Here is an 18,269-nt window from a genome sequence, read left to right as displayed (position 1 = left end):
TCGGCCGGCAGTGAGCGTAACCCTCAAACCAGGAGCCCAGCCCATGCGCCAATCACCCCATGGCCAACGTTTCCCCCTCCATGCGCCGTCGCAGCTGGCCAGCGCCGTTGCCGGCGCACTGCTGATGATCGCCGTATTGCCGGCTAACGCAGCCGAGCCCATGGAGGACTGGAAGCATCAACGTGCACTGCAGGCAAGGTGGGCCCAGCCGCAATCGCGAACCGATAGCAGCGCAGCACCTCTGGCAACGGCACCTGATCCTTCCCGGCAGGACATCATGGGCTCACAGGGCGATCCAGCCAGCTGGCGCACTGACGAGTTCAACGCGGATTGGGGACTGGCTGCGATCAATGCCGAGTACGCCTACGCGCGCGGACTGAGTGGCAAAGGCATTCGCCTGGGCGTATTCGACTCAGGCACCGGTCTTGATCATCCGGAGTTCGCGGGCAAGAACCATCGAAGCATCCATCTGGCTGATGTACTTCCCGACGGCAGCCTATGCACCAACCGGACTGCGCTGACAGGTCCCGGTGCGTGCTTCGCAAGCGATGGAGACCAGGTGGCAGTCGACTACCGGTTGATCGATCCGGCCTACGAGAGCCTGTTGAACCGCAACGGCTACTTTGAAGGTGCCGGCTACAACATCCATGGCACCCATGTGGCCGGAACCATCGCTGCCAATCGCAATGGCGACGGCACACACGGCGTCGCATTCGGCTCCGAACTGTCGGTCGCTCGCCTGTTCTCCAACTCACTGAAGTGGCTATCCGTCGTGCGGATCGGCAGCTCGGCCTATCTTGACGAGAAGGTACTCGAGGCGATCCAGGCTGCCGATTCGATCTACCCGCAGCTGTATGCGCAGATGAATGAGCAGGGTGTGCGAGCCGTCAACCACAGCTGGGGGTTGGCGACTGAGCCAACAACCGCTGAAGACCTGGACATGTACCTGTCCCACCCTGTTTTCACCACTAGGCTTGCAGCAATCGCCGAAGGTTCTCGTCAGCGCGGGTTGATCCAAGTGTGGGCCGCCGGCAACACCGACGCGCCGAACCCTTCGCCAGCAGAAGCACCAATCGCAGGCATGTACGCCTCGCTGCCGCGCGCCATCGCCGACATCGAGCCTTATTGGCTGGCCGTGGTCAACGTCAATGACGCGCTGGAACTCAGCACCGGCTCGATGCGCTGTGGCCTGGCCGCTAACTGGTGCCTGGCTGCACCGGGCTCGAACATCAACTCCACTGTATACGGGCCCGACTCGGCCATCGATGCCGAACTGCGCGACGAAAATGGCAACCTGATTCTGGACGTACGAGGTCAGAATCCGACCTATGATTACGACAGTCTGAGCGGCACTTCAATGGCCGCCCCGCACGTCACCGGTGCGCTCGGCATCCTGATGGAACGCTTTCCCTATCTGGACAACGCACAGATACGCGACGTCCTGCTGACCACCGCGCGCGACCTTGGCACGCCCGGGGTTGACGACATCTACGGCTGGGGCATGCTCGACCTGAAGAAGGGCATTGAAGGCTACGGCTCCCTCCGCGTAGACACCGACATCGTGATGAACCAGAAGGCCGGTGGCCGGAAAGTCTGGGAAGGTGATGCCTGGGATAACTGGACCAACGACATCGGGGGCCCGGGCAAGCTGACCAAGAGCGGCATCGGCTGGCTACGCTTGAGCGGCAACAACACGTTCAACGGCGCGGTGATCCGTGAAGGCCTGCTGGAGTTGAACGGCGTGAACACCCTCACCGCCGACGTCGATGTGCAGGGCGGCGGTCTCCTGCTCAATGGCACGCTGGTGTCCACCACGCTGAGCACCAGCGGCGGCGTGAGCAACGTCAGCGCCACCGGCGTACTGCAGAACAGCAACCTGCTGGTCAACGGCGGCACCGTCTCCTTCAATGGTACCCAGACCGGCGGCACCACCACCGTCGGTGCCAAGGGCCTGCTGCAGGGCGTCGGCCGGCTGGGCGACACCACCGTGTCCGGCATGATCGCCCCGGGCAACTCGATCGGCACGCTTACCATCAGCGGCAACTACGTGCAGACCAGCACCGGCACCTACCTCGCCGAGCTTACCCCCGGGGGTGTCAGCGATCGACTGGCCATCAGCGGCCGCGCCAGCCTGGCTGGCAACCTGACCGCGCTGCCGGCGCAGGGCGTGTACTACCTGGGCGAGCGCTTCAATCTGTTGAGTGCAGGTGGTGGCGTGCAGGGGCGCTTCACCCAGACCGATTTCAGCGCGTTCTCGCCGTTCCTCAAGTTCAGCGTTGCCTACGATGCCAACAGTGCCCGCATCGATGTCACCCGCGGCCAATCGTTGGCCAGTGCGGCCAACACTCCCAACCAGCGTGCGGTCGCTGGCGTGGCCGATGCGCTGGCGATCAACCAGGGCCTGCCCAAACCGCTGACCCAGCTGTTCCCACAACAGCTTGGCGCGGCGCTGGATGGTCTCAGTGGCGAACTGCACGCGGCCACGCCGCTGGCGCTGGTCGAGAGCAGTCGTTACCTGCGCGATGCGGCATTGTCGCGACGTGGCGAGCACGCGCCCGGTACCGACGAAGCTGATACCTACGGCGCCTGGGTACAGGCCATCGGTGGCAACGGCAAGCTTGATGGCGATACCAACGCCGCCCGCACCGACGCCAACAGCAACGGCCTGCTGATCGGCATCGATCGGCAGATCAATGGGTGGCAGATTGGCGCGCTCGGCGGTACCGGCCGCACCGACCTCAAGCAGCAGGATGGTCGCCGGGCCAGGTCGAAGATCGACAACCGCCATCTCGGTGCCTACGTCGGCCATGCCTGGGGCGCGTTCGGCCTGCGCGGTGGTCTGGGTTGGAGCCAGCACGAGGTGAGCAGCACCCGCGAAGTCGGCTTCTCAGGTTTCAGCAACACGCTCACCGCGCGCTATGACGGGCGTACGCGCCAGGCGTTCCTCGAAGCCGGTTACCGTTTCGGTGGGCGCGAGGCCGGCCTGGAGCCCTACCTGCAGGTGGCCCGCGTGGAAGTGGATCTCAAGCGCGTCAATGAGCGTGGCGGCGTTGCCGCGCTGCAGGGCGAGATCGGCGACGCCCGCACCACGCTGGCCACCGCCGGCGTGCGCTTCGACAAGGGCCTGAAGGCCTCGTTCCAGCAGGACAGCTGGCTGCACCTGCGCGGTGCCCTGGGCTATCGCCGTGCCTTTGGCGATCTCGACCAGACCGCCAACCTGTACTTCGCCAGCGGCAGCAACGCATTCGCCGTCACCAGCGCGCCGATTGCCGACAGCTCGGTGGTGGCCGAGCTCGGTCTGTCGGCATGGTTGAGCCCGCGCCAGCAGTTGGAACTGGGTTACAGCGGACAGTTTGGCAGCGAGAGCCGTGACCACAGCGCCAGTGCACGGTGGTCGCTGCGTTTCTGACTCGAACACCACCAGGGATGGTCTTCGGGCGGCCTTCGGGCCGCCCTTTTTCTTTGCCAACGCCATGCAGGCATCGGACAACACGTCGCGCTGTCCGGGCGTGTAACGCACATCCTGCCTGTGTGGCAGCAATCACCTGCAACACTTCCGCAACCCTCTGAAACTCCTTGCGGGACGGCCGCCGGCATACTGACCATCAGCAGTACCGTTGCGACTTCACGCGCCGCCCTTCTGTCGCCCCAGAGCGACGTCGGCCCGGGCCGGTCACGCTCAAACGATGCCCCAACCCGTGGCGGCGTCCAGATGAAATCCCGCAATTCCAGGGTGAACGATTATGTACGGCAAGAACATAAACTATCTGTGCATGGGATACGCGGCCCGCGATCTCGTATCCACATGCGCGATGGTGATGATCAACAACTACGGCGCGCTGCGCGCCGTCTGGGGCGAGTCCGCTGCTGTTGCCGCAGACCGCGCCATCGCGCACGTTGTCACCCATCTGGGCGGCGAGTTCCGCGACCTCGGCGACGGTCATTTCCTGGTATGGCCAGCAGCACAGCTCGAAGGCTCGCGTGCACGCTGGCTGGAACAGCTGGAGTTCCAGCTCGGGCTGCAGACCTGTCGCTGCGGTGACGCCGACTTCGTGCTCTGCGTGTCGATGGGAGCCGTTCTTGGCAGCCTGGAGGTGGCGCTGCAGAAGGGGCGCGCCGCACCGATGCTGCATGACCTGTCGCGTTCTCTGCAGCCGCCTGTTGCCGGCGCACATGCAATCTCCTCGTTCCAGAATGGAATGGCGGCGGCACTGCATTTCGTGCACATGCTGCGCGAGGGAAAACTGGTACTGCAGCAGGAACCGGTGGTCAGCCGCGCCGACCGCCACCGTGGTCTGTTCAACGAGTGCCTGCTGCGCTGGGAAGTCGGCGGACAGTTGGTAAGCGCTGGCTCGGCGATCGGCATGTTCGAGAAGATCGGCTTCGTCAAGGTGGTTGATCGTTTGGTGATTGCCGAAGCGATCAATCATCTTTCCCGTGATCTCGATGCGCGCCTGTCGTGCAATGTATCCGCGCTCAGCTTGGTACCCGATCTCGGCTGGCTGTCGATCTTCGACCGCCTGCGTTCGATGCCTGGCGTGGCAAGCCGGATGACGCTGGAAGTCACCGAGACCGCACAGGTGCAGAATCCCGAATATGCACTGGAGCTGCTGCGCGGACTCTCCTCGCTGGGCTGCCGCATCGCCATCGACGACTTTGGCGATGGCTTCGTACGCATGGCCTTCTGCCGTGTCCTGCAACCCTCGGTGATCAAGCTCTCCGCAACGTCATTGCGGGTCGCGGCCTCGGGGCTGACCGGGCAGGAGCTGTACGGCCACTTGGCAGGCCTGGCACGCGGCATGGCCCCTCATGTCGTTGCCGAAGGCGTTGAATCCGAAGAGGATGTCGCGCTGATTGCCCGTGCGGGACTTACCTGGATGCAGGGCAATCTTCTGCACGCCAGCCGCGACGAACGTGCTGCCAGGATCCTGCGCATCGATGCGCGCGTGCCTGCCGAGTACATCGACGTGTTCTCTGCGCAGCCGATCGGGCAGTGCGCATAAGCGAGTGGATTCTGTAGCTGACTGGCCCTTGCAGACCACTTGTTCCGCGCTCGCCCTGGGTCGGTCGCGCCAACAGCTCCAGCGCTGCGCTTCCTCAGTGACCGCTACGCTCAACCGCAGTGGATCGACGCACAGGGTTCGTCGGCAATTGCGATGATGCAATCGCGTTATCGCATGGCCAGCTCACATCGGTTCATGTTTCGTCGTGTGCCAGGGGACATTCCGTGCAACGCTCCTTCATCCACAAGATCGTACGCAGCGCCAGCGGTGAAAGCGCGAATGAGGCGCCGACGTACGACCTCCCGGGCATCGCGTCGATCCTTCGCCAAGCGCGCGAGCGCGCCCCTGGCCTTGCCCTGCTGATGGTATCGACCGCCGATGGTCGCGCCGTCGCCGAGGACTCGGACCTCAGCACGGATGGCCGCCGGCTTGCCGCAATGGCCAATTCATTCCTGACGCTCGGTGAGACGGTCTCGCGTGAACTCGCCTTGAGCGAGGCCGACTACGCAACCATCTGCACGCGCCAAGGCAACGTCGTGCTGATCAGGATTCCATCGGCGAAGCCGCTGACCCTGACCGCGGTTGCCAGCCACGAACTCAACATGGCCGTGCTGCTGTTCCAGGCGCGCGAATGCGCTGTGCGTCTTGCGTCCGTGCTGCGCCAACGTGGCGACTAGATCAGTTCCGGTCCAGTTCCACCGTGCGGGCCGGCTGCCCGTCCTTCTGCAGTGATTCAAGAGGAGTCCGATGTCCAAGCTCAACCTGGAAAGTCTCAATTCAATCGCCGGCTTCGTCGGCGCGGCCCTGGTCGACAGTGACAGCGGCATGGCGCTGGCGATGACCGGTGGCGGCAACATCAATCTGGAACTGGCGGCCGCCGGCAACACCGAGGTGGTGCGGGCCAAGCGCCGTGTTGCCGAGCAGCTAGGACTGTCCGACAGCATCGAAGACATCCTCATCACCCTCAGCAGCCAGTACCACCTGATCCGGCCCCTGGACAGCAACGCGATGCTGTTCCTGTATGTGGTGCTGGATCGAAGCCGGGCCAACCTGGCAATGTCGCGGCACGAGCTGAAGGGCTTCGAGAAGACCCTCGACTTCAGCTGATCGATCCTGTGCCCGCGCAGGCGTTTACCCGCGCGGGCCGTCAGGGAACATCGCCCACTTCGGCGATGATCAGCAACGTGCACGGTCCGCAGTGTCCACATCAGTTGGCTCATGAAGAATCCACTGCATACCTTCCAGATCGCGATCTGTGGCCTCGACCTGCTGCACCAGACACGCTTGCGACTGGCCAGCTCGATGTTGCTGGCCGAGCGTATCGACGTCGTGTTGCAGCCGTGGCAGGGACAGCCCATCGACCTTCTGGTCGTGGGTGAAGATCAGCTCTCTCCCGCAACGCCATTGGCGCAGGCACACGCACAGGGCATTCCGACCCTGATGATCGCGCGCCGCATCGCCACCGGGGCTGCCGGGCAGCTACCGCATGGCGCGAGTGTGCGCGACATCAACAGACAGCTTTCGGCGTTACTGCTTGCGGTTGCTGAAGCCCGGCATGAGCAATCCACTCCTCCCTTGCTGCTGCAGCTGACCCGGAACGCTCCACGCACGCAGGACTTCCACCTGCTGCGCCGCGGTGCGATGACCCTGGTGGTGGATTCAGGTAGACGCAGCATCGCGCTGGCCAAAGCAGCGACGTTGGCCGGCGTGGTGATGCAACTGGACCACTCATCGTGGTCGACGCAGGCCCTCGATGCATCGACCTTCGCGCACGAGCAGTCCTATCGGCTGCCCCAGCGCTGTTCGTTCGAAGCACTTCACTTCTGCATCGCGCGCTATCGCCCCGAACTGCTGCCTGCGCACGATCCGCAGGTACCGCTACAGCTGCGTCAGTGGCCGGACCTGTGCGCTGACGATGTTCCCGACAGCTGGTTGCTGGCCATCGCCTGCCTGCATGCCCGCCCCTGGCCCGCACACGCTCTGGCGGGCGCGTGCCAGATTCCACATGACGTCGTTCAGTCCCTCTTCTCCGCCGCTCATGCCTGCGGCCTTGCCATGAACCGGGAACACCCAATGACCCATCCGCAGCGAGAACGAAGCAGCATCGACTCACGGTTCCTTTCATGGGTAGCCCGCAGATTCGGCCTCACCCTGTTCAACAGAGTGACACCATGACGGTGGCGGCCAACAAGCTGGTCTTCGTCGGCGGCATGGGCGCGGGCAAGACCACGGCGGTGCGTGCGATCTCCGACGTGGAGCCGATATGTACCGAGATGCCGTTGAGCGAAGGCAGCTACGGTGACAAGGTCGATACCACGGTTGCGCTTGATTACAGTTCGATCGAGCTGGATGACGGCGAGCTTCTGCACGTCTATGGCGTCCCTGGCCAGCGCTACCTCGACTTCATGTGGCCGATGGTCTGTGAAGGCGCCCTGGGAATCATCGTTCTGGCAAGCACCCGCGATGCAGATCTTGTCGGCTCCACCATCGAACTGCTCCAGGAATTCTCACGCATTGCCCCCGATGCCAGCATGGCGGTGGGCATCACCCATGTCGATGAGCACCCGGAGGTACTGGTTCCCGACATCCGCGAATCACTGTTCACCGCCGGCTTCCGTCTGCCGGTGATGCGCGTGGACGCGCGCTCGGCGACCCAGGTGACGTTCCTGGTCAGATCGCTGCTGTCTTACCGATACGCCGGTATCCAGTAGATGGCACATGCCCCTCAACGCATTGGGCCTGCAGTCGCAGGCGAGCAGTGCGGTGATGCCGCTCAACTGACCCCTGACAGACAGTAAACGGTCACCGAGCGGTCACCGGACGGCGCCGGCTTGACGAGCAAGGCAAGGCGGATGATCCCACGCGCCTGATTCGTTGGTGGGCCCACCAGGATTCGAACCTGGAACCAAGGGATTATGAGTCCCCTGCTCTAACCGTTGAGCTATAGGCCCTGCACAGCGCCACAGTGTAGTTGAGCACGGCCGGAGTCGGCTACTCAGTCCGCAGTAGCGAGTACCTGAGCGACATGCTGCAACCGCTTCTCGCTATCCCGGCCAACCGCTCCATCTCCTGCAGATGCGCCTGGAACAGCGCCACCGCCCTCATGGTTCCCTCATCGTGGAAGAGCAGCCGAGCATGGGCTCGGCTCTACAGAAAGCACCCTCGCCCTCCACCAGCCCAAAGAAAAACCCCGCCGAAGCGGGGTTTCTCTCAACACATCAGCACTCGCTGGAGATCAATCGATATCCAGGAAGCTGCGCAGCTGCTCCGAACGGCTCGGGTGACGCAGCTTGCGCAGGGCCTTCGCTTCAATCTGGCGAATACGCTCGCGGGTCACGTCGAACTGCTTGCCGACTTCCTCGAGGGTGTGGTCGGTGTTCATGTCGATGCCGAAGCGCATGCGCAGCACCTTGGCTTCCCTCGGGGTGAGGCCAGCCAGCACGTCGCGCACGGTTTCAGACAAGTTGATGTTGGTGGTGTTCTCGATCGGGGACTCCACGTTGGTGTCCTCGATGAAGTCGCCCAGATGGGAATCCTCGTCGTCGCCGATCGGGGTTTCCATCGAGATCGGCTCCTTGGCGATCTTCATCACCTTGCGGATCTTGTCTTCCGGCATGTCCATTTCCTTGGCCAGTTCCTCCGGCGTAGCCTCGCGGCCGTACTGCTGGAGCATCTGGCGGGAAATGCGGTTCAACTTGTTGATCGTTTCGATCATGTGCACCGGAATACGGATGGTGCGCGCCTGGTCGGCGATCGAACGGGTGATGGCCTGGCGGATCCACCAGGTCGCATACGTGGAGAACTTGTAGCCGCGACGGTATTCGAACTTGTCCACGGCCTTCATCAGGCCGATGTTGCCTTCCTGGATCAGGTCGAGGAACTGCAGGCCGCGGTTGGTGTACTTCTTGGCAATCGAGATGACCAGGCGCAGGTTGGCCTCGACCATTTCCTTCTTGGCCTTGCGCGCCTTGGCTTCGCCGTAGGCCATGGCACGGCTGAGTTCCTTCAGCTCGTCCAGGTCCAGCAGGGTGACCTTCTCGATATCGATGGTGGCCTGCTGCTCGGACACGATCTGGTCCTTCACCTCACGCAGTGCCGAAGACCACTTCTGCTTGCGCTTCAGTGCATCTTCCACCCATTCCAGGTTGGTCTGGTTGCCTTCCCAGGAACGGATGAAGTCCTTGCGCGGCATGCGGGCAGTGACGGTGGCCAGGTTCAGCACGCGGCGCTCGTGGGCCTTGATGCTGCCCATGGTGTCGCGCAGCTGCTTGGTCAGCACGTCGGTCAGCGGCAGCGGCAGCTTCAGGGTGACGAACACGGCCGACATCTCCTCGCGGAGCTTCAGCAGGTTCTTCTTGTCGCCCTTGGCAGCCGCCTTCTTGAAGGCGTTGAGGGCATCAGCCAGCGCCTGCATGCGCGCAGCGACTTCCTCCGGATCCGGACCGGTCGGTGCGGCTTCTTCATCGCCGCCGTCGACATCGTCTTCGTCCTCGTCGGCGTCGTCATCGCTGTCGTCCGCGTCGTCGGCCACGGCAGCAGCCGGGGCCGGCACTTCTTCGGACAGGTCGTTGAAGCCGACGATCACTTCGGCAAGGCGCTTGCGGCCTTCCTTGTGCGCTTCGTAATCGGTCAGCAGCGATTCGACCGACACCGGGAACTGGCCGAGTGCGGCCTGGACCTGGGACAGGCCTTCTTCGATGCGCTTTGCAATGGCGATTTCGCCTTCGCGGGTCAGCAGCTCGACGGTACCCATTTCGCGCATGTACATGCGCACCGGGTCGGTGGTGCGGCCACCTTCGGTGTCGAGCGCGCTCAGCGCGGCGGCAGCTTCTTCGGCTGCGGTGTCGTCGACCTCACGGTTGCCCGTGTTGCCGTCGTTGAGAAGCAGGGTTTCCACATCCGGAGCAACTTCATGGACATCAATGCCCATGCCGTTGATCATGCCGATGATGTCTTCGATCTGTTCCGGGTCGACCATGTCGTCCGGCAGATGGTCATTGACTTCGGCATAGGTCAGGTAGCCCTGTTCCAGGCCCTTGCTGATCAGTTGCTTGATTTCGGATTGGGCAGGACGTTCGTTGGCCATGTAGTGCTCGCGCCACCGGCTAGGGGGAAATAGGGAACGTAGCATTATACCAGCCCGGGGCCCGGCCTGCCGGGCGGTGGTCCCGGTGGCCTAGGGCCTGAGGAGGAAGGTCACGGGACCGTCGTTGACCAGGCTGACGACCATATGGGCACCAAAGCGGCCCGTTTCCACCCCGGGCGCGTGATTTTCACGACAGATCCCGACAAATCGATTGAACCCGCGTTCAGCCTCCTGCGGCGGTGCCGCGCTGGTGAAGCTCGGCCGCATGCCCGAGCGGGTGTCCGCGGCCAGGGTGAACTGGCTGACCAGCAGCAGGCCGCCGCCGGTATCACGCAGCGAGCGGTTCATTCTGCCGGCCTCATCTGCAAACACACGGTAGCCAAGCACGCGTTCGGCCATCCGCTGCAGCTGGGCTTCGGTATCGCCCGGTTCCATGCCCACCAGGGCCAGCAGGCCGGGGCCGATCTGCCCTACCGCCTCACCTTCCACGTGCACGGCGGCCTGGCTGACACGTTGAATCAGGACGAGCATCGGCGGGCTTCCAGGCAAGGGCCGGCCACGATAGCAGCGCCCTTGGCTAAACTGGGGCCGATGAATCCACACCGCAAAGCCCGGCTGGTCTACCGCGCCACCACCCTGCTCGCCCGCCTGCCCTGGCCGCTGCTGCGCGGGTTCGCGCACGCCCTGGCCTGGACATGGGTCCGCCTCGATGCCCGCGAGAGCCGCGTCACCCGCCGCAACCTGGAGCTGGCCTACCCCGAACTGGACGGCGCAGCGCGGGAACGCCTGCAGCACGAACTGCTGCGCTCCACCGCCCTGCAGGCCATCGAGACCCTGCGCCTGTGGAGCCGGACGCCCGCTGACAACCTGCGTCTGCACCTGAAGGAGCGCCACGGCGAGGCGCTGTACGACGCGGCGCTGGCCAGCGGCAAGGGCGTGATCGTGGCCGCCCCGCACTACGGCAACTGGGAGCTGCTGAACCAGTGGCTGGCCTCGCGCGGCCAGATCGCCATCGTCTACAAGCCGCCGGAAGACGAGGCCAGCGATGCCTTCCTGCAGATCGTGCGCGGCGGCCACAACGTGCAGCAGGTGCGCGCCGAGGGCCCGGCCGTCCGCCAGCTGTTCAAGGTGCTCAAGGACGGCGGCGCCACCGGCATCCTGCCCGACCAGCAGCCCAAGGCCGGCGACGGCGTGTTCGTGCCGTTCTTCGGCGTGCAGGCATTGACCATGACCCTGGTCAACCGGCTGGCCGAGCGCACCGGCGCGACGGTGCTGTACGGCTGGTGCGAGCGCATCGGCCCGGACATGGAATTCGCCCTGCACATCGAGCCGACCGACCCGGCCGTGGCCGATCCGGACCCGCAGGTCGCCGCCACGGCGCTCAACGCAGGCATCGAACGCATCGCCCGCCGCGACCCGGCGCAGTACCAATGGACCTACAAGCGCTATACGCTGCGGCCACCGGGCAGCGGCGAGGAAGACCCGTACGCGACCGAGGAGCATCCGCACTGAATGCCGCTCCACCCAGCCTGCGACACACCGCCGCAGCACGTTGAATACGACGCTGGCGCCCCCATAGAGACACCGATGTCCGCCTCCCCCGGTCCTGCCATGTCTGCTTCCTCCCTGTTCGGTGATCCGGCCGCGATCCGCTGTGAGCGCGCGGTCGCCGAACTGCGCGCCGGTCGTCCGGTCCTGCTCCACGATGGCCAGGGCCAGCGCCTGGCGGTGATCGCGCTGGACAGCGCCACCGCCAGCAGCTTTGCCGCCTTCGCAAGCGCCGCGCGCGAACGCCATTACCTCTATCTGACCGCCACCCGCGCCCGCGTGCTCGGCGTGGAGGCACCCGAGGGCGCGCGCCTGCCGCTGGCCGGTGTCGCGTTCGACGCCCTGCCCTCGCTGGGCTACCTGCGCGAGCCGGGCCCGATGCCGGATGGCTGGAGTGCCGGCGACGCCTTCGATGCCGGCGCAGTGGAACTGGCCCGGTTGGGCCTGCTGCTGCCGGCGATGGTGGCCGTGCGCCTTGAGCCGGCTGACAGCACCTTCGACGCCGCCGCCGACGTCGGCCTGTGCGATCTGGCCGAAGGCGCTGCACATGCCGCACATGATTACGAACTGGTGGCGCGCTCTCCGGTGCCGCTGCGCGACGTCGGCATGACCACCTTCGCGGTGTTCCGCGGCGGCGTCGCCCAGCGCGACCAGGTGGCGATCATCGTCGGCGAACCGGACCTGTCCGCCGTGGTGCCGGTGCGTGTGCATTCGTCCTGCCTCACCGGCGACCTGTTCGGTTCGCTCAAGTGCGACTGCGGCGACCAGCTGCGCCGCGGCCTGCGCAAATTGAAGGAGCTGGGCGGCGGCGTGCTGCTGTACCTGGACCAGGAAGGCCGCGGCACCGGTATCGCCGCCAAGATGCGCGCCTACGGCTACCAGCATGACGGGCTGGATACCATCGACGCCGATGCGCAGCTGGGCTTCGGCGCCGACGAGCGCCGCTATGGCAGCGCGGTGGCGATGCTGCGCGGCCTGGGCGTGTCCCGTGTTGCGCTGCTCAGCAACAACCCGACCAAGGCGCAGCGCCTGCGCAATGCCGGCATCGAAGTGCTGGACTGCATTCCGGTCACCGGCGAGATCACTGCCGAGAACGAGCACTACCTGCGTACCAAGGCCGACCGCGCCGGCCACCTGCTGGATGTCGATGCGCTGATCCAGGCCGCCCAGTGACGCGGGCGACCTGCTAACGTCTGCGCGGTGCGGTCATCACCGCGCCTGCCCGCCCTGCTGCCCGACGGACATCCGCGTGACCGAACTTCCCTTGCCTGTTGCTGCCGCCGAAATGCCCCTCGACCACTGGCAACCCCTGCCGCGGCGCGCCGCCCGGCTGGCGGCGCTGGAGGGCGCCTTCGGCGGTCTGTTCATCCCCGGCGCACCGCTGGCGGCCGTCTGGTGGTTCTTCGATCTTCCCGGTGGCCTGTGGGCTGCATCGCTGGGCCTGCTGGTCGGCGTCGCCTTCGGTGGCTGGATCGGCCATCGCCGCCTGACCCGCACCCGCTGGCGGCTGGATGCACAGGGCCTGGGCCTGCGCCGCGACCTGATGTGGCAGCTGGAGACCCGCATCCCCATTTCGCGCGTGCAGCACCTGGACCTGCGTCGCGGGCCGCTGGAGCGGCGTGCTGGCCTGGCCACGTTGATCGTGCATACCGCCGGCACCCGCCTGAGTGCGGTCACCGTCAACGGCCTGGACGAAGCCGATGCCGAGCGCCTGCGTGACACGCTGGCCCATCAGCTCGACCAGGACGCCGACGCCCTGTGAGCCTGCCGCCGCCCCTGCCGCCGTCGCTGCCCAACGGTGGCGAAGAGCATCGCCTGCATCCGTGGTCGTGGCTGTTCGTGCTGCTGATGCAGCTGCGCCACTATCTGCTGCCGCTGGTCGCGTTGCTGGTGTTCGGCCAACGCGGCGACCGCGACCCGATGTGGGCACAGTTGATCCCGCTGACCGCCATCGCCGCGCTGATGCTGGTCTCGGTACTGCAGTACCTCAGTTACCGCTATCGCATCGGCAACGACGCGATCACCGTGCGCAGCGGCCTGCTGGCGCGCAACCGGCGTGAGATTCCCTTTGCCCGCATCCACAACGTGGAAGTGCGGCAGAACCCGTTGCATCGATTGTTCGGGGTTGCCGAACTGCGCCTGGAATCGGCCGGTGGCGTGCGCCCGGAAGCGGAGATGCGCGTGCTGCGGCTGGACCAGGCATTGGCCCTGGAACAACTGGTGCGCCAACGTGGACAAGCACCGCAGCCAATACCGGGCGAAGCAGCAGCTGCCAGTGTCGTGCCCTCCGACGACGAGCGGGTACTGCTGCGCCTGTCGAGCCGGGATGTGCTGCGCATGGGCTTGCTCTCCAACCGTGGCTGGGCGCTGGCAATCGCAGCCTTCGGCGTGCTGTTCCAGACCGTACCGCGCCAGGTGATGGACGATGCCATCCAGCGCGGCGGGCGCGAGGCCTTCGGTTACGTCAGCCATCTGCATGCCGGGGTGACCGGGGGGCTGGTGCTGTTGGCAGCAACGCTGCTGCTGGGCTGGCTGTTGTTGCGGGTGCTGTCGGTGACGCTGACGCTGCTGCGCTACCACGGCTTCACCCTCAGCGAGCGCGAGCGTCGGCTGACCGTCTCCACCGGCCTGCTCAGCCGTACCCGCAGCAGCGTCGCGCGCCGCCGCATCCAGGCGTGGACGCTGGGCGAAAGCACGCTGCAGCGTTGGTTCGGGTTGCGCCAGCTGCGCATCGACAGCGCCGCAGGTGGCCCCTCGCGCGACGACGACCGCGCGCTGCGTGAACTGGCCCCTCTGGCTGGCGCAGGCACCTGCGACGGCCTGGTGCGCCACCTGCTGCCACAACTGCAATGGCCACCGCAGCAGTGGCAGCCGATACCGCAACGCGGATGGTGGCGACTGTCGTTGTCCACCTTGCTGACGGTGCCGCTGCTGACCGCTGCGCTGTACTGGCGCTGGGGCCTGCCGGCGTTGGCGCTGCTGGCCTGGCTGCCAGTCAGCCTGTTGATCGCGCACCGGCAGATGGCTCGGATGGGGTGGCACCTGGACGGTCAGTTCGTGGCGGTGCGCGGCGGCTGGTGGAAACGCTGGTGGCGCTGGGCCGAGCTGGACAAGGTGCAGGGCCTGCGCCTGCAGCGCTCGCCGCTGGACAAGCTGTTGGGTACTGCCAGCCTGCAGCTGGACACCGCCGGCGCACATGGCGATGTGGCGCTGGCGCTGCGCTACCTGCCGCAGGCGCGTGCACATGCGTTGATGGAAGATCTGGCCACGGCGCTGGCGCGGCGCAAGCTGCGCTGGTAGCGCGGCCGATCATTGAACCGCCATCCACGCATGGCGTGGATCTACTGTAGAGCCGAGCATGGGCTCGGCTCTACAGGACGCACATCAACGCTGCGACGGCCCCCAATAGCCCAGGTCCTTGCGGATCTGCAGGTCACGCACCCAGCTGCCGAACGGCTTGCGGCGCAGCGCGCCCATCTCGCCGGACAGGAAATCCTCGGTCGCGGCGATCACCCGCTCACTGGACAGGCCATCGCGGTAAGGGTGGATGGCATCGGCGTAGCGCACGATCTCCGCCTGCAGCGCCGCGTCCGGATGCAGCGCGCGCTGCAGCATCGCCGGCAGCTGCTGCGGATCATCGAAATCGATCATGTGCGGCTTCGGCACGCGGTTGCGGAAGGTCACCACCGGCTTGTGCTGGACGATGAACTCGGAAACGATCGATGAGGTGTCCGACACCAGCACATCAGCAGCGCGCTGGGCGGCCATCACCTGCTCCGGTTCGATGAATCGCGCGTTGACGCCAGCCAGCGCGCGATAGCGTTCAAACAGTTCCGCCGGGCACTTGGGGTGCAGGGTCAGCAGCCAGTAGTGCTGCCCGGCGGCGATATCGGCGGCGATCTGCGCGTGCAGGTGCGGGGCCGCACTCAAGCGCTCGGTGAAGGTTGAACCGAACAGGATCACTGGGCGACCACCGGCCGCACTGCGCAGCGCGGTACTGTCACCGCCATCCTCGCGGAACAGCGGGTCCAGCTTCGGCCAGCCGGTTTCGGCCACGGCGAAATGCCCCTGCAGTGCCGCGATCTCGCGGAACGGCGCAGTGGTGGCAGGACCCTGCGTGCAGTACAGGTCGAACATGCCGCGCACCCGGAAGTGGCCACGCGCACTGTCGCGCTTTTCCACGTTGAAGCCATGGAACAGCTGCACCTTGGCCCCGGAAAGGAAGGTCGGCACCCAGTTGGCCGCGCTGAACACCGCCCGCGGGCGCATCGCCAGGGCCTGCTTCAGACCGATGTTCGGCACGCCGGACAGCTGGCTGCCGGCCGCGCCATCTTCGAACCAGGCCGCAACTTCCTGACCGGAAGCGTGCAAGGCCTGCACCAACGGGGCGAGAATAGGCAGCGCATAGCGCTCCGTCGCAAACAACAGGTACCCGGCCATCATGTCCTCCACGACCGCTCCCATCGAACGGCCTCGCATCTCGGCCTGCATTATCGCGTTCAACGAGGCCGGGCGCATCGGCGACTGCCTGGCCTCGCTGGCCTTCTGCGACGAGATCGTGGTGGTGGACTCCCTGTCCACCGACGCCACGGTGGCCATCGCCGAGGCGGCCGGCGCCCGCGTGCTGCAGCGTCCGTTCGATGGCTTCCGCAGCCAGAAGGCGTTCTGCGTCGAGCAGGCTACGCATGACTGGGTGCTGTGCCTGGACGCCGACGAGCGCATCAGCCCGGAACTGCGCATCGCGATCGAGCAGGCCCGCGACGGCGGCTTTGCAGGTCATTCGGGTTACCGCTTCGCCCGCCTGTCGGAGTACTTCGGCAGATTCCTGCGCCACGGCAATGCCTATCCGGACCGGGTGCTGCGCCTGTTCGACCGCCGCCGCGGCGGCTGGCGCGGCAAGCGCGAGATCCATGAGGCGGCCAGCGTCGACGGCACTGTCGGCACCCTGCGCGGGGACCTCATCCACTTCCCCTACCGTTCGCTGCAGCAGCAGCTGGCGAAGACCGAAAAGTATGCACGGATGATGGCCGAGCACGAGTTCGCGCGCGGCAAGCGGGCCACCCTCGGCAAGCTGGTGCTGGCCCCTGCCTGGCGGTTCTGGCGCGGCTTCCTGTTCCGGGGCGGCTTCCGCGACGGCTGGCATGGCCTGGTGTACGCCTATGTGCGCGCAAACTACGTGCGGCAGAAGACCATCATGCTGTGGATGCTCGGCAACGGTCAGGCCGTCTCCGATCCGCCCACCCCCTGAGCAGGGCGTCGGACCGTGCTCGACGCTACCGGGCGATCTCTGCCCGGTGCCGCGCACCTTCCAGGATCGACAGGCCGGTCAGCAGGCCGACGATGGTGACGTAGAAACTGGCGGTCATCTGGTGCGCGAACATCGACTGGGTCAGGCCGCACAGGATGTAGGACACCACCACCATCACGCCGGCGGCGGCTGGGCCACGGAAGGTGGAACGCCCACTGCGTCGGTGCAGGCGCACGAACACCCCCAGTGGCACGCCATATACGGCCAACAGCAGCAGCACGCCCGGCAGGCCTTGGGTAGCGGCCCATTCGGCCAGGTCGTTGTGCGCATGGCGCAGGTGGCAGCGGATTTCCTGCGGGTTCTCGCGGCAGACCGGTACCCGCTTCATGGCCGTGTCGAAGTGTCCGATGCCTACCCCGGTCAGCGGATGGTCGAGGAAGGTCTCCCATGCGACCTGCAGGCGCTCGACGCGGGCCCCGGCTGAAGAGTCGCTGTCACCCTGTTCCATGCGCTGCACATCGCTGTGCAGTTCGGACAACCGCACCTGGTGGCGCAGCTCGGGCACTGACAGCAACAGGGTCGCGCCAATGGCCAGCATGCCGGCAAGCACCGAAAGACGCGCTGCCCCGGTGCGCCAGCGCAGGCTCAGTGCCAGCACCACCAGCAGCGCAAGCAGCGCCGCAAACACGCCTCGGCTTCCGGTCAGGATGATGGTTCCGCACCCGGCAGCCATGCCGACGATCACCAGCGACCAGCGCCGCGACGGCCGGCAGAACACCACCAGCACCATCAGCATCATCACGATGTCGGCGAGAACGATTGCGTTGGTGGACAGTTCCGCGCGTGGCGCGCCCTGGTAAACCTGCAATGCCGAAAGCAGGAAAGTGCCCAGCAGCCCGGCCAACGCCCCGCGCCACAACCAGCGCATGTCCGGGCGCAGCGCGCACACCCACAATGCGATCCACGGGATGACCAGGAAGCGGGATCGATTGTCGACATCGCGCAGGCCCTGTTCAAACTGCACGACCGACACGATGGCCATCACAAGCACCGCCAGCATCAGCCAGCTGAGGACCTTGATCGGCTGCACGTCCATCCGCCGCGCCTGCCACAGCAGGCCGGGCACCATTGCGGTGCTGACCAGCAGCAGCAGCGCGTAGGGCAACAGGTTGATCGGAATGGTCAGCACCAGCGCTGGCATGCAGAACAGGCCGATCTGCGCCAACCAGTGCGCAGCGCGCGGACGACCGCCAACGGGTACGCCCAGCGGATCGCCGACCGTGGATTCCTGGTTGTGCTGTGACACTGCCACGTCGAAGAGTTTCGCTGCGATCCTGCGGAATGAACGGGATCGCCGGTACGGCCGATCCCACGCTGACGTTTT

At 65.7% G+C, this 18,269-nt stretch carries 15 protein-coding genes and 1 tRNA gene; 11 read left to right on the top strand and 5 right to left on the bottom strand.

Translation table 11 applies throughout. The annotated features are described in order from the left end of the window. Nucleotides 1-43 precede the first annotated feature (43 nt). The 6 genes from HUT07_RS01825 to HUT07_RS01800 all read left to right on the top strand — a co-directional run bounded on the left by HUT07_RS01825 (nucleotide 44) and on the right by HUT07_RS01800 (nucleotide 7,714). Nucleotides 44-3,409: an autotransporter serine protease gene (locus HUT07_RS01825; RefSeq protein WP_176019477.1), complete on the top strand. Its 3,366-nt coding sequence runs from the start codon at nucleotides 44-46 to the stop codon at nucleotides 3,407-3,409. Between the two features lie 409 nt (nucleotides 3,410-3,818). Next, nucleotides 3,819-5,003 carry an EAL domain-containing protein gene (locus tag HUT07_RS01820; RefSeq protein WP_176019476.1) on the top strand — a complete coding sequence of 395 codons (1,185 nt, stop codon included), beginning with the start codon at nucleotides 3,819-3,821 and terminating at the stop codon, nucleotides 5,001-5,003. 224 nt (nucleotides 5,004-5,227) lie between these two features. Continuing rightward, entirely contained in the window at nucleotides 5,228-5,680 is a 453-nt protein-coding gene (locus HUT07_RS01815) for a roadblock/LC7 domain-containing protein (protein ID WP_176019475.1), read from the top strand. 70 nt (nucleotides 5,681-5,750) lie between these two features. Further along, on the top strand, nucleotides 5,751-6,110 hold the full coding sequence (locus tag HUT07_RS01810; RefSeq protein WP_176019474.1) for a roadblock/LC7 domain-containing protein: 360 nt from the start codon (nucleotides 5,751-5,753) through the stop codon (nucleotides 6,108-6,110). 111 nt (nucleotides 6,111-6,221) lie between these two features. Next, nucleotides 6,222-7,178 (top strand): hypothetical protein, encoded by a 957-nt coding sequence (locus tag HUT07_RS01805; RefSeq protein ID WP_176019473.1) that lies wholly within the window; start codon nucleotides 6,222-6,224, stop codon nucleotides 7,176-7,178. Beyond that, complete coding sequence (locus HUT07_RS01800; protein WP_176019472.1) at nucleotides 7,175-7,714, top strand: GTPase; 540 nt, start codon at nucleotides 7,175-7,177, stop codon at nucleotides 7,712-7,714. Before HUT07_RS01805 ends, HUT07_RS01800 begins: the two co-directional genes overlap by 4 nt. Before the next feature lie 164 nt (nucleotides 7,715-7,878). Here the strand turns inward: HUT07_RS01800 and HUT07_RS01795 are convergent. The 3 genes from HUT07_RS01795 to dtd all read right to left on the bottom strand — a co-directional run bounded on the left by HUT07_RS01795 (nucleotide 7,879) and on the right by dtd (nucleotide 10,620). Then, nucleotides 7,879-7,954: transfer RNA gene (locus tag HUT07_RS01795), tRNA-Ile, on the bottom strand. A gap of 284 nt (nucleotides 7,955-8,238) precedes the next feature. After that, nucleotides 8,239-10,089, bottom strand: a complete 1,851-nt coding sequence (gene rpoD, locus HUT07_RS01790) for an RNA polymerase sigma factor RpoD (protein ID WP_176019471.1) — start codon at nucleotides 10,087-10,089, stop codon at nucleotides 8,239-8,241. A 90-nt stretch (nucleotides 10,090-10,179) separates the two neighbouring features. Beyond that, on the bottom strand, nucleotides 10,180-10,620 hold the full coding sequence (gene dtd, locus HUT07_RS01785; protein WP_176019470.1) for a D-aminoacyl-tRNA deacylase: 441 nt from the start codon (nucleotides 10,618-10,620) through the stop codon (nucleotides 10,180-10,182). Nucleotides 10,621-10,680: 60 nt separating this feature from the next. Here dtd and HUT07_RS01780 point away from each other — a divergent pair, with 60 nt between their 5' ends. The 4 genes from HUT07_RS01780 to HUT07_RS01765 all read left to right on the top strand — a co-directional run bounded on the left by HUT07_RS01780 (nucleotide 10,681) and on the right by HUT07_RS01765 (nucleotide 14,937). Beyond that, nucleotides 10,681-11,601 carry a lauroyl acyltransferase gene (locus tag HUT07_RS01780; RefSeq protein WP_176019469.1) on the top strand — a complete coding sequence of 307 codons (921 nt, stop codon included), beginning with the start codon at nucleotides 10,681-10,683 and terminating at the stop codon, nucleotides 11,599-11,601. Nucleotides 11,602-11,676: 75 nt separating this feature from the next. Then, the gene (ribA, locus tag HUT07_RS01775; RefSeq protein ID WP_176019468.1) at nucleotides 11,677-12,810 is read left to right on the top strand and encodes a GTP cyclohydrolase II RibA; all 1,134 of its coding nucleotides are present in this window, start codon (nucleotides 11,677-11,679) and stop codon (nucleotides 12,808-12,810) included. 112 nt (nucleotides 12,811-12,922) lie between these two features. Further along, nucleotides 12,923-13,399: a PH domain-containing protein gene (locus HUT07_RS01770; RefSeq protein ID WP_176022456.1), complete on the top strand. Its 477-nt coding sequence runs from the start codon at nucleotides 12,923-12,925 to the stop codon at nucleotides 13,397-13,399. Next, nucleotides 13,396-14,937 (top strand): PH domain-containing protein, encoded by a 1,542-nt coding sequence (locus tag HUT07_RS01765; RefSeq protein WP_176019467.1) that lies wholly within the window; start codon nucleotides 13,396-13,398, stop codon nucleotides 14,935-14,937. Before HUT07_RS01770 ends, HUT07_RS01765 begins: the two co-directional genes overlap by 4 nt. 84 nt (nucleotides 14,938-15,021) lie before the next feature. On the opposite strand, the gene HUT07_RS01760 is transcribed toward HUT07_RS01765, so the two are convergent. Next, entirely contained in the window at nucleotides 15,022-16,080 is a 1,059-nt protein-coding gene (locus HUT07_RS01760; protein WP_176019466.1) for a CDP-glycerol glycerophosphotransferase family protein, read from the bottom strand. Between HUT07_RS01760 and HUT07_RS01755 the strand changes: the two genes are divergently transcribed. Further along, entirely contained in the window at nucleotides 16,079-16,885 is an 807-nt protein-coding gene (locus HUT07_RS01755; protein ID WP_176019465.1) for a glycosyltransferase family 2 protein, read from the top strand. The genes HUT07_RS01760 and HUT07_RS01755 overlap by 2 nt on opposite strands. 25 nt (nucleotides 16,886-16,910) lie before the next feature. Here HUT07_RS01755 and HUT07_RS01750 read toward each other — a convergent pair whose 3' ends face one another. Then, nucleotides 16,911-18,197 carry an O-antigen ligase gene (locus HUT07_RS01750; RefSeq protein WP_176019464.1) on the bottom strand — a complete coding sequence of 429 codons (1,287 nt, stop codon included), beginning with the start codon at nucleotides 18,195-18,197 and terminating at the stop codon, nucleotides 16,911-16,913. Between the last annotated feature and the right edge of the window lie 72 nt (nucleotides 18,198-18,269).

It is taken from the genome of Stenotrophomonas sp. NA06056, assembly GCF_013364355.1.
Taxonomy (GTDB): Bacteria; Pseudomonadota; Gammaproteobacteria; order Xanthomonadales; family Xanthomonadaceae; genus Stenotrophomonas.
This window is presented reverse-complemented; position numbering and strand designations above follow the sequence as displayed.

Excerpts from the sequence above, each read along its gene's own strand:
- HUT07_RS01825 (WP_176019477.1), top strand. The coding sequence starts at position 44 with ATGCGCCAATCACCCCATGGCCAACGTTTCCCCCTCCATGCGCCGTCG.
- HUT07_RS01820 (WP_176019476.1), top strand. The coding sequence starts at position 3,819 with ATGATCAACAACTACGGCGCGCTGCGCGCCGTCTGGGGCGAGTCCGCT.
- HUT07_RS01810 (WP_176019474.1), top strand. The coding sequence starts at position 5,751 with ATGTCCAAGCTCAACCTGGAAAGTCTCAATTCAATCGCCGGCTTCGTC.
- HUT07_RS01805 (WP_176019473.1), top strand. The coding sequence starts at position 6,222 with ATGAAGAATCCACTGCATACCTTCCAGATCGCGATCTGTGGCCTCGAC.
- HUT07_RS01800 (WP_176019472.1), top strand. The coding sequence starts at position 7,175 with ATGACGGTGGCGGCCAACAAGCTGGTCTTCGTCGGCGGCATGGGCGCG.
- rpoD (WP_176019471.1), bottom strand. The coding sequence starts at position 10,089 with ATGGCCAACGAACGTCCTGCCCAATCCGAAATCAAGCAACTGATCAGC.
- dtd (WP_176019470.1), bottom strand. The coding sequence starts at position 10,620 with ATGCTCGTCCTGATTCAACGTGTCAGCCAGGCCGCCGTGCACGTGGAA.
- HUT07_RS01780 (WP_176019469.1), top strand. The coding sequence starts at position 10,681 with ATGAATCCACACCGCAAAGCCCGGCTGGTCTACCGCGCCACCACCCTG.
- ribA (WP_176019468.1), top strand. The coding sequence starts at position 11,677 with ATGTCCGCCTCCCCCGGTCCTGCCATGTCTGCTTCCTCCCTGTTCGGT.
- HUT07_RS01770 (WP_176022456.1), top strand. The coding sequence starts at position 12,923 with ATGCCCCTCGACCACTGGCAACCCCTGCCGCGGCGCGCCGCCCGGCTG.
- HUT07_RS01755 (WP_176019465.1), top strand. The coding sequence starts at position 16,079 with ATGTCCTCCACGACCGCTCCCATCGAACGGCCTCGCATCTCGGCCTGC.
- HUT07_RS01760 (WP_176019466.1), bottom strand. The coding sequence starts at position 16,080 with ATGATGGCCGGGTACCTGTTGTTTGCGACGGAGCGCTATGCGCTGCCT.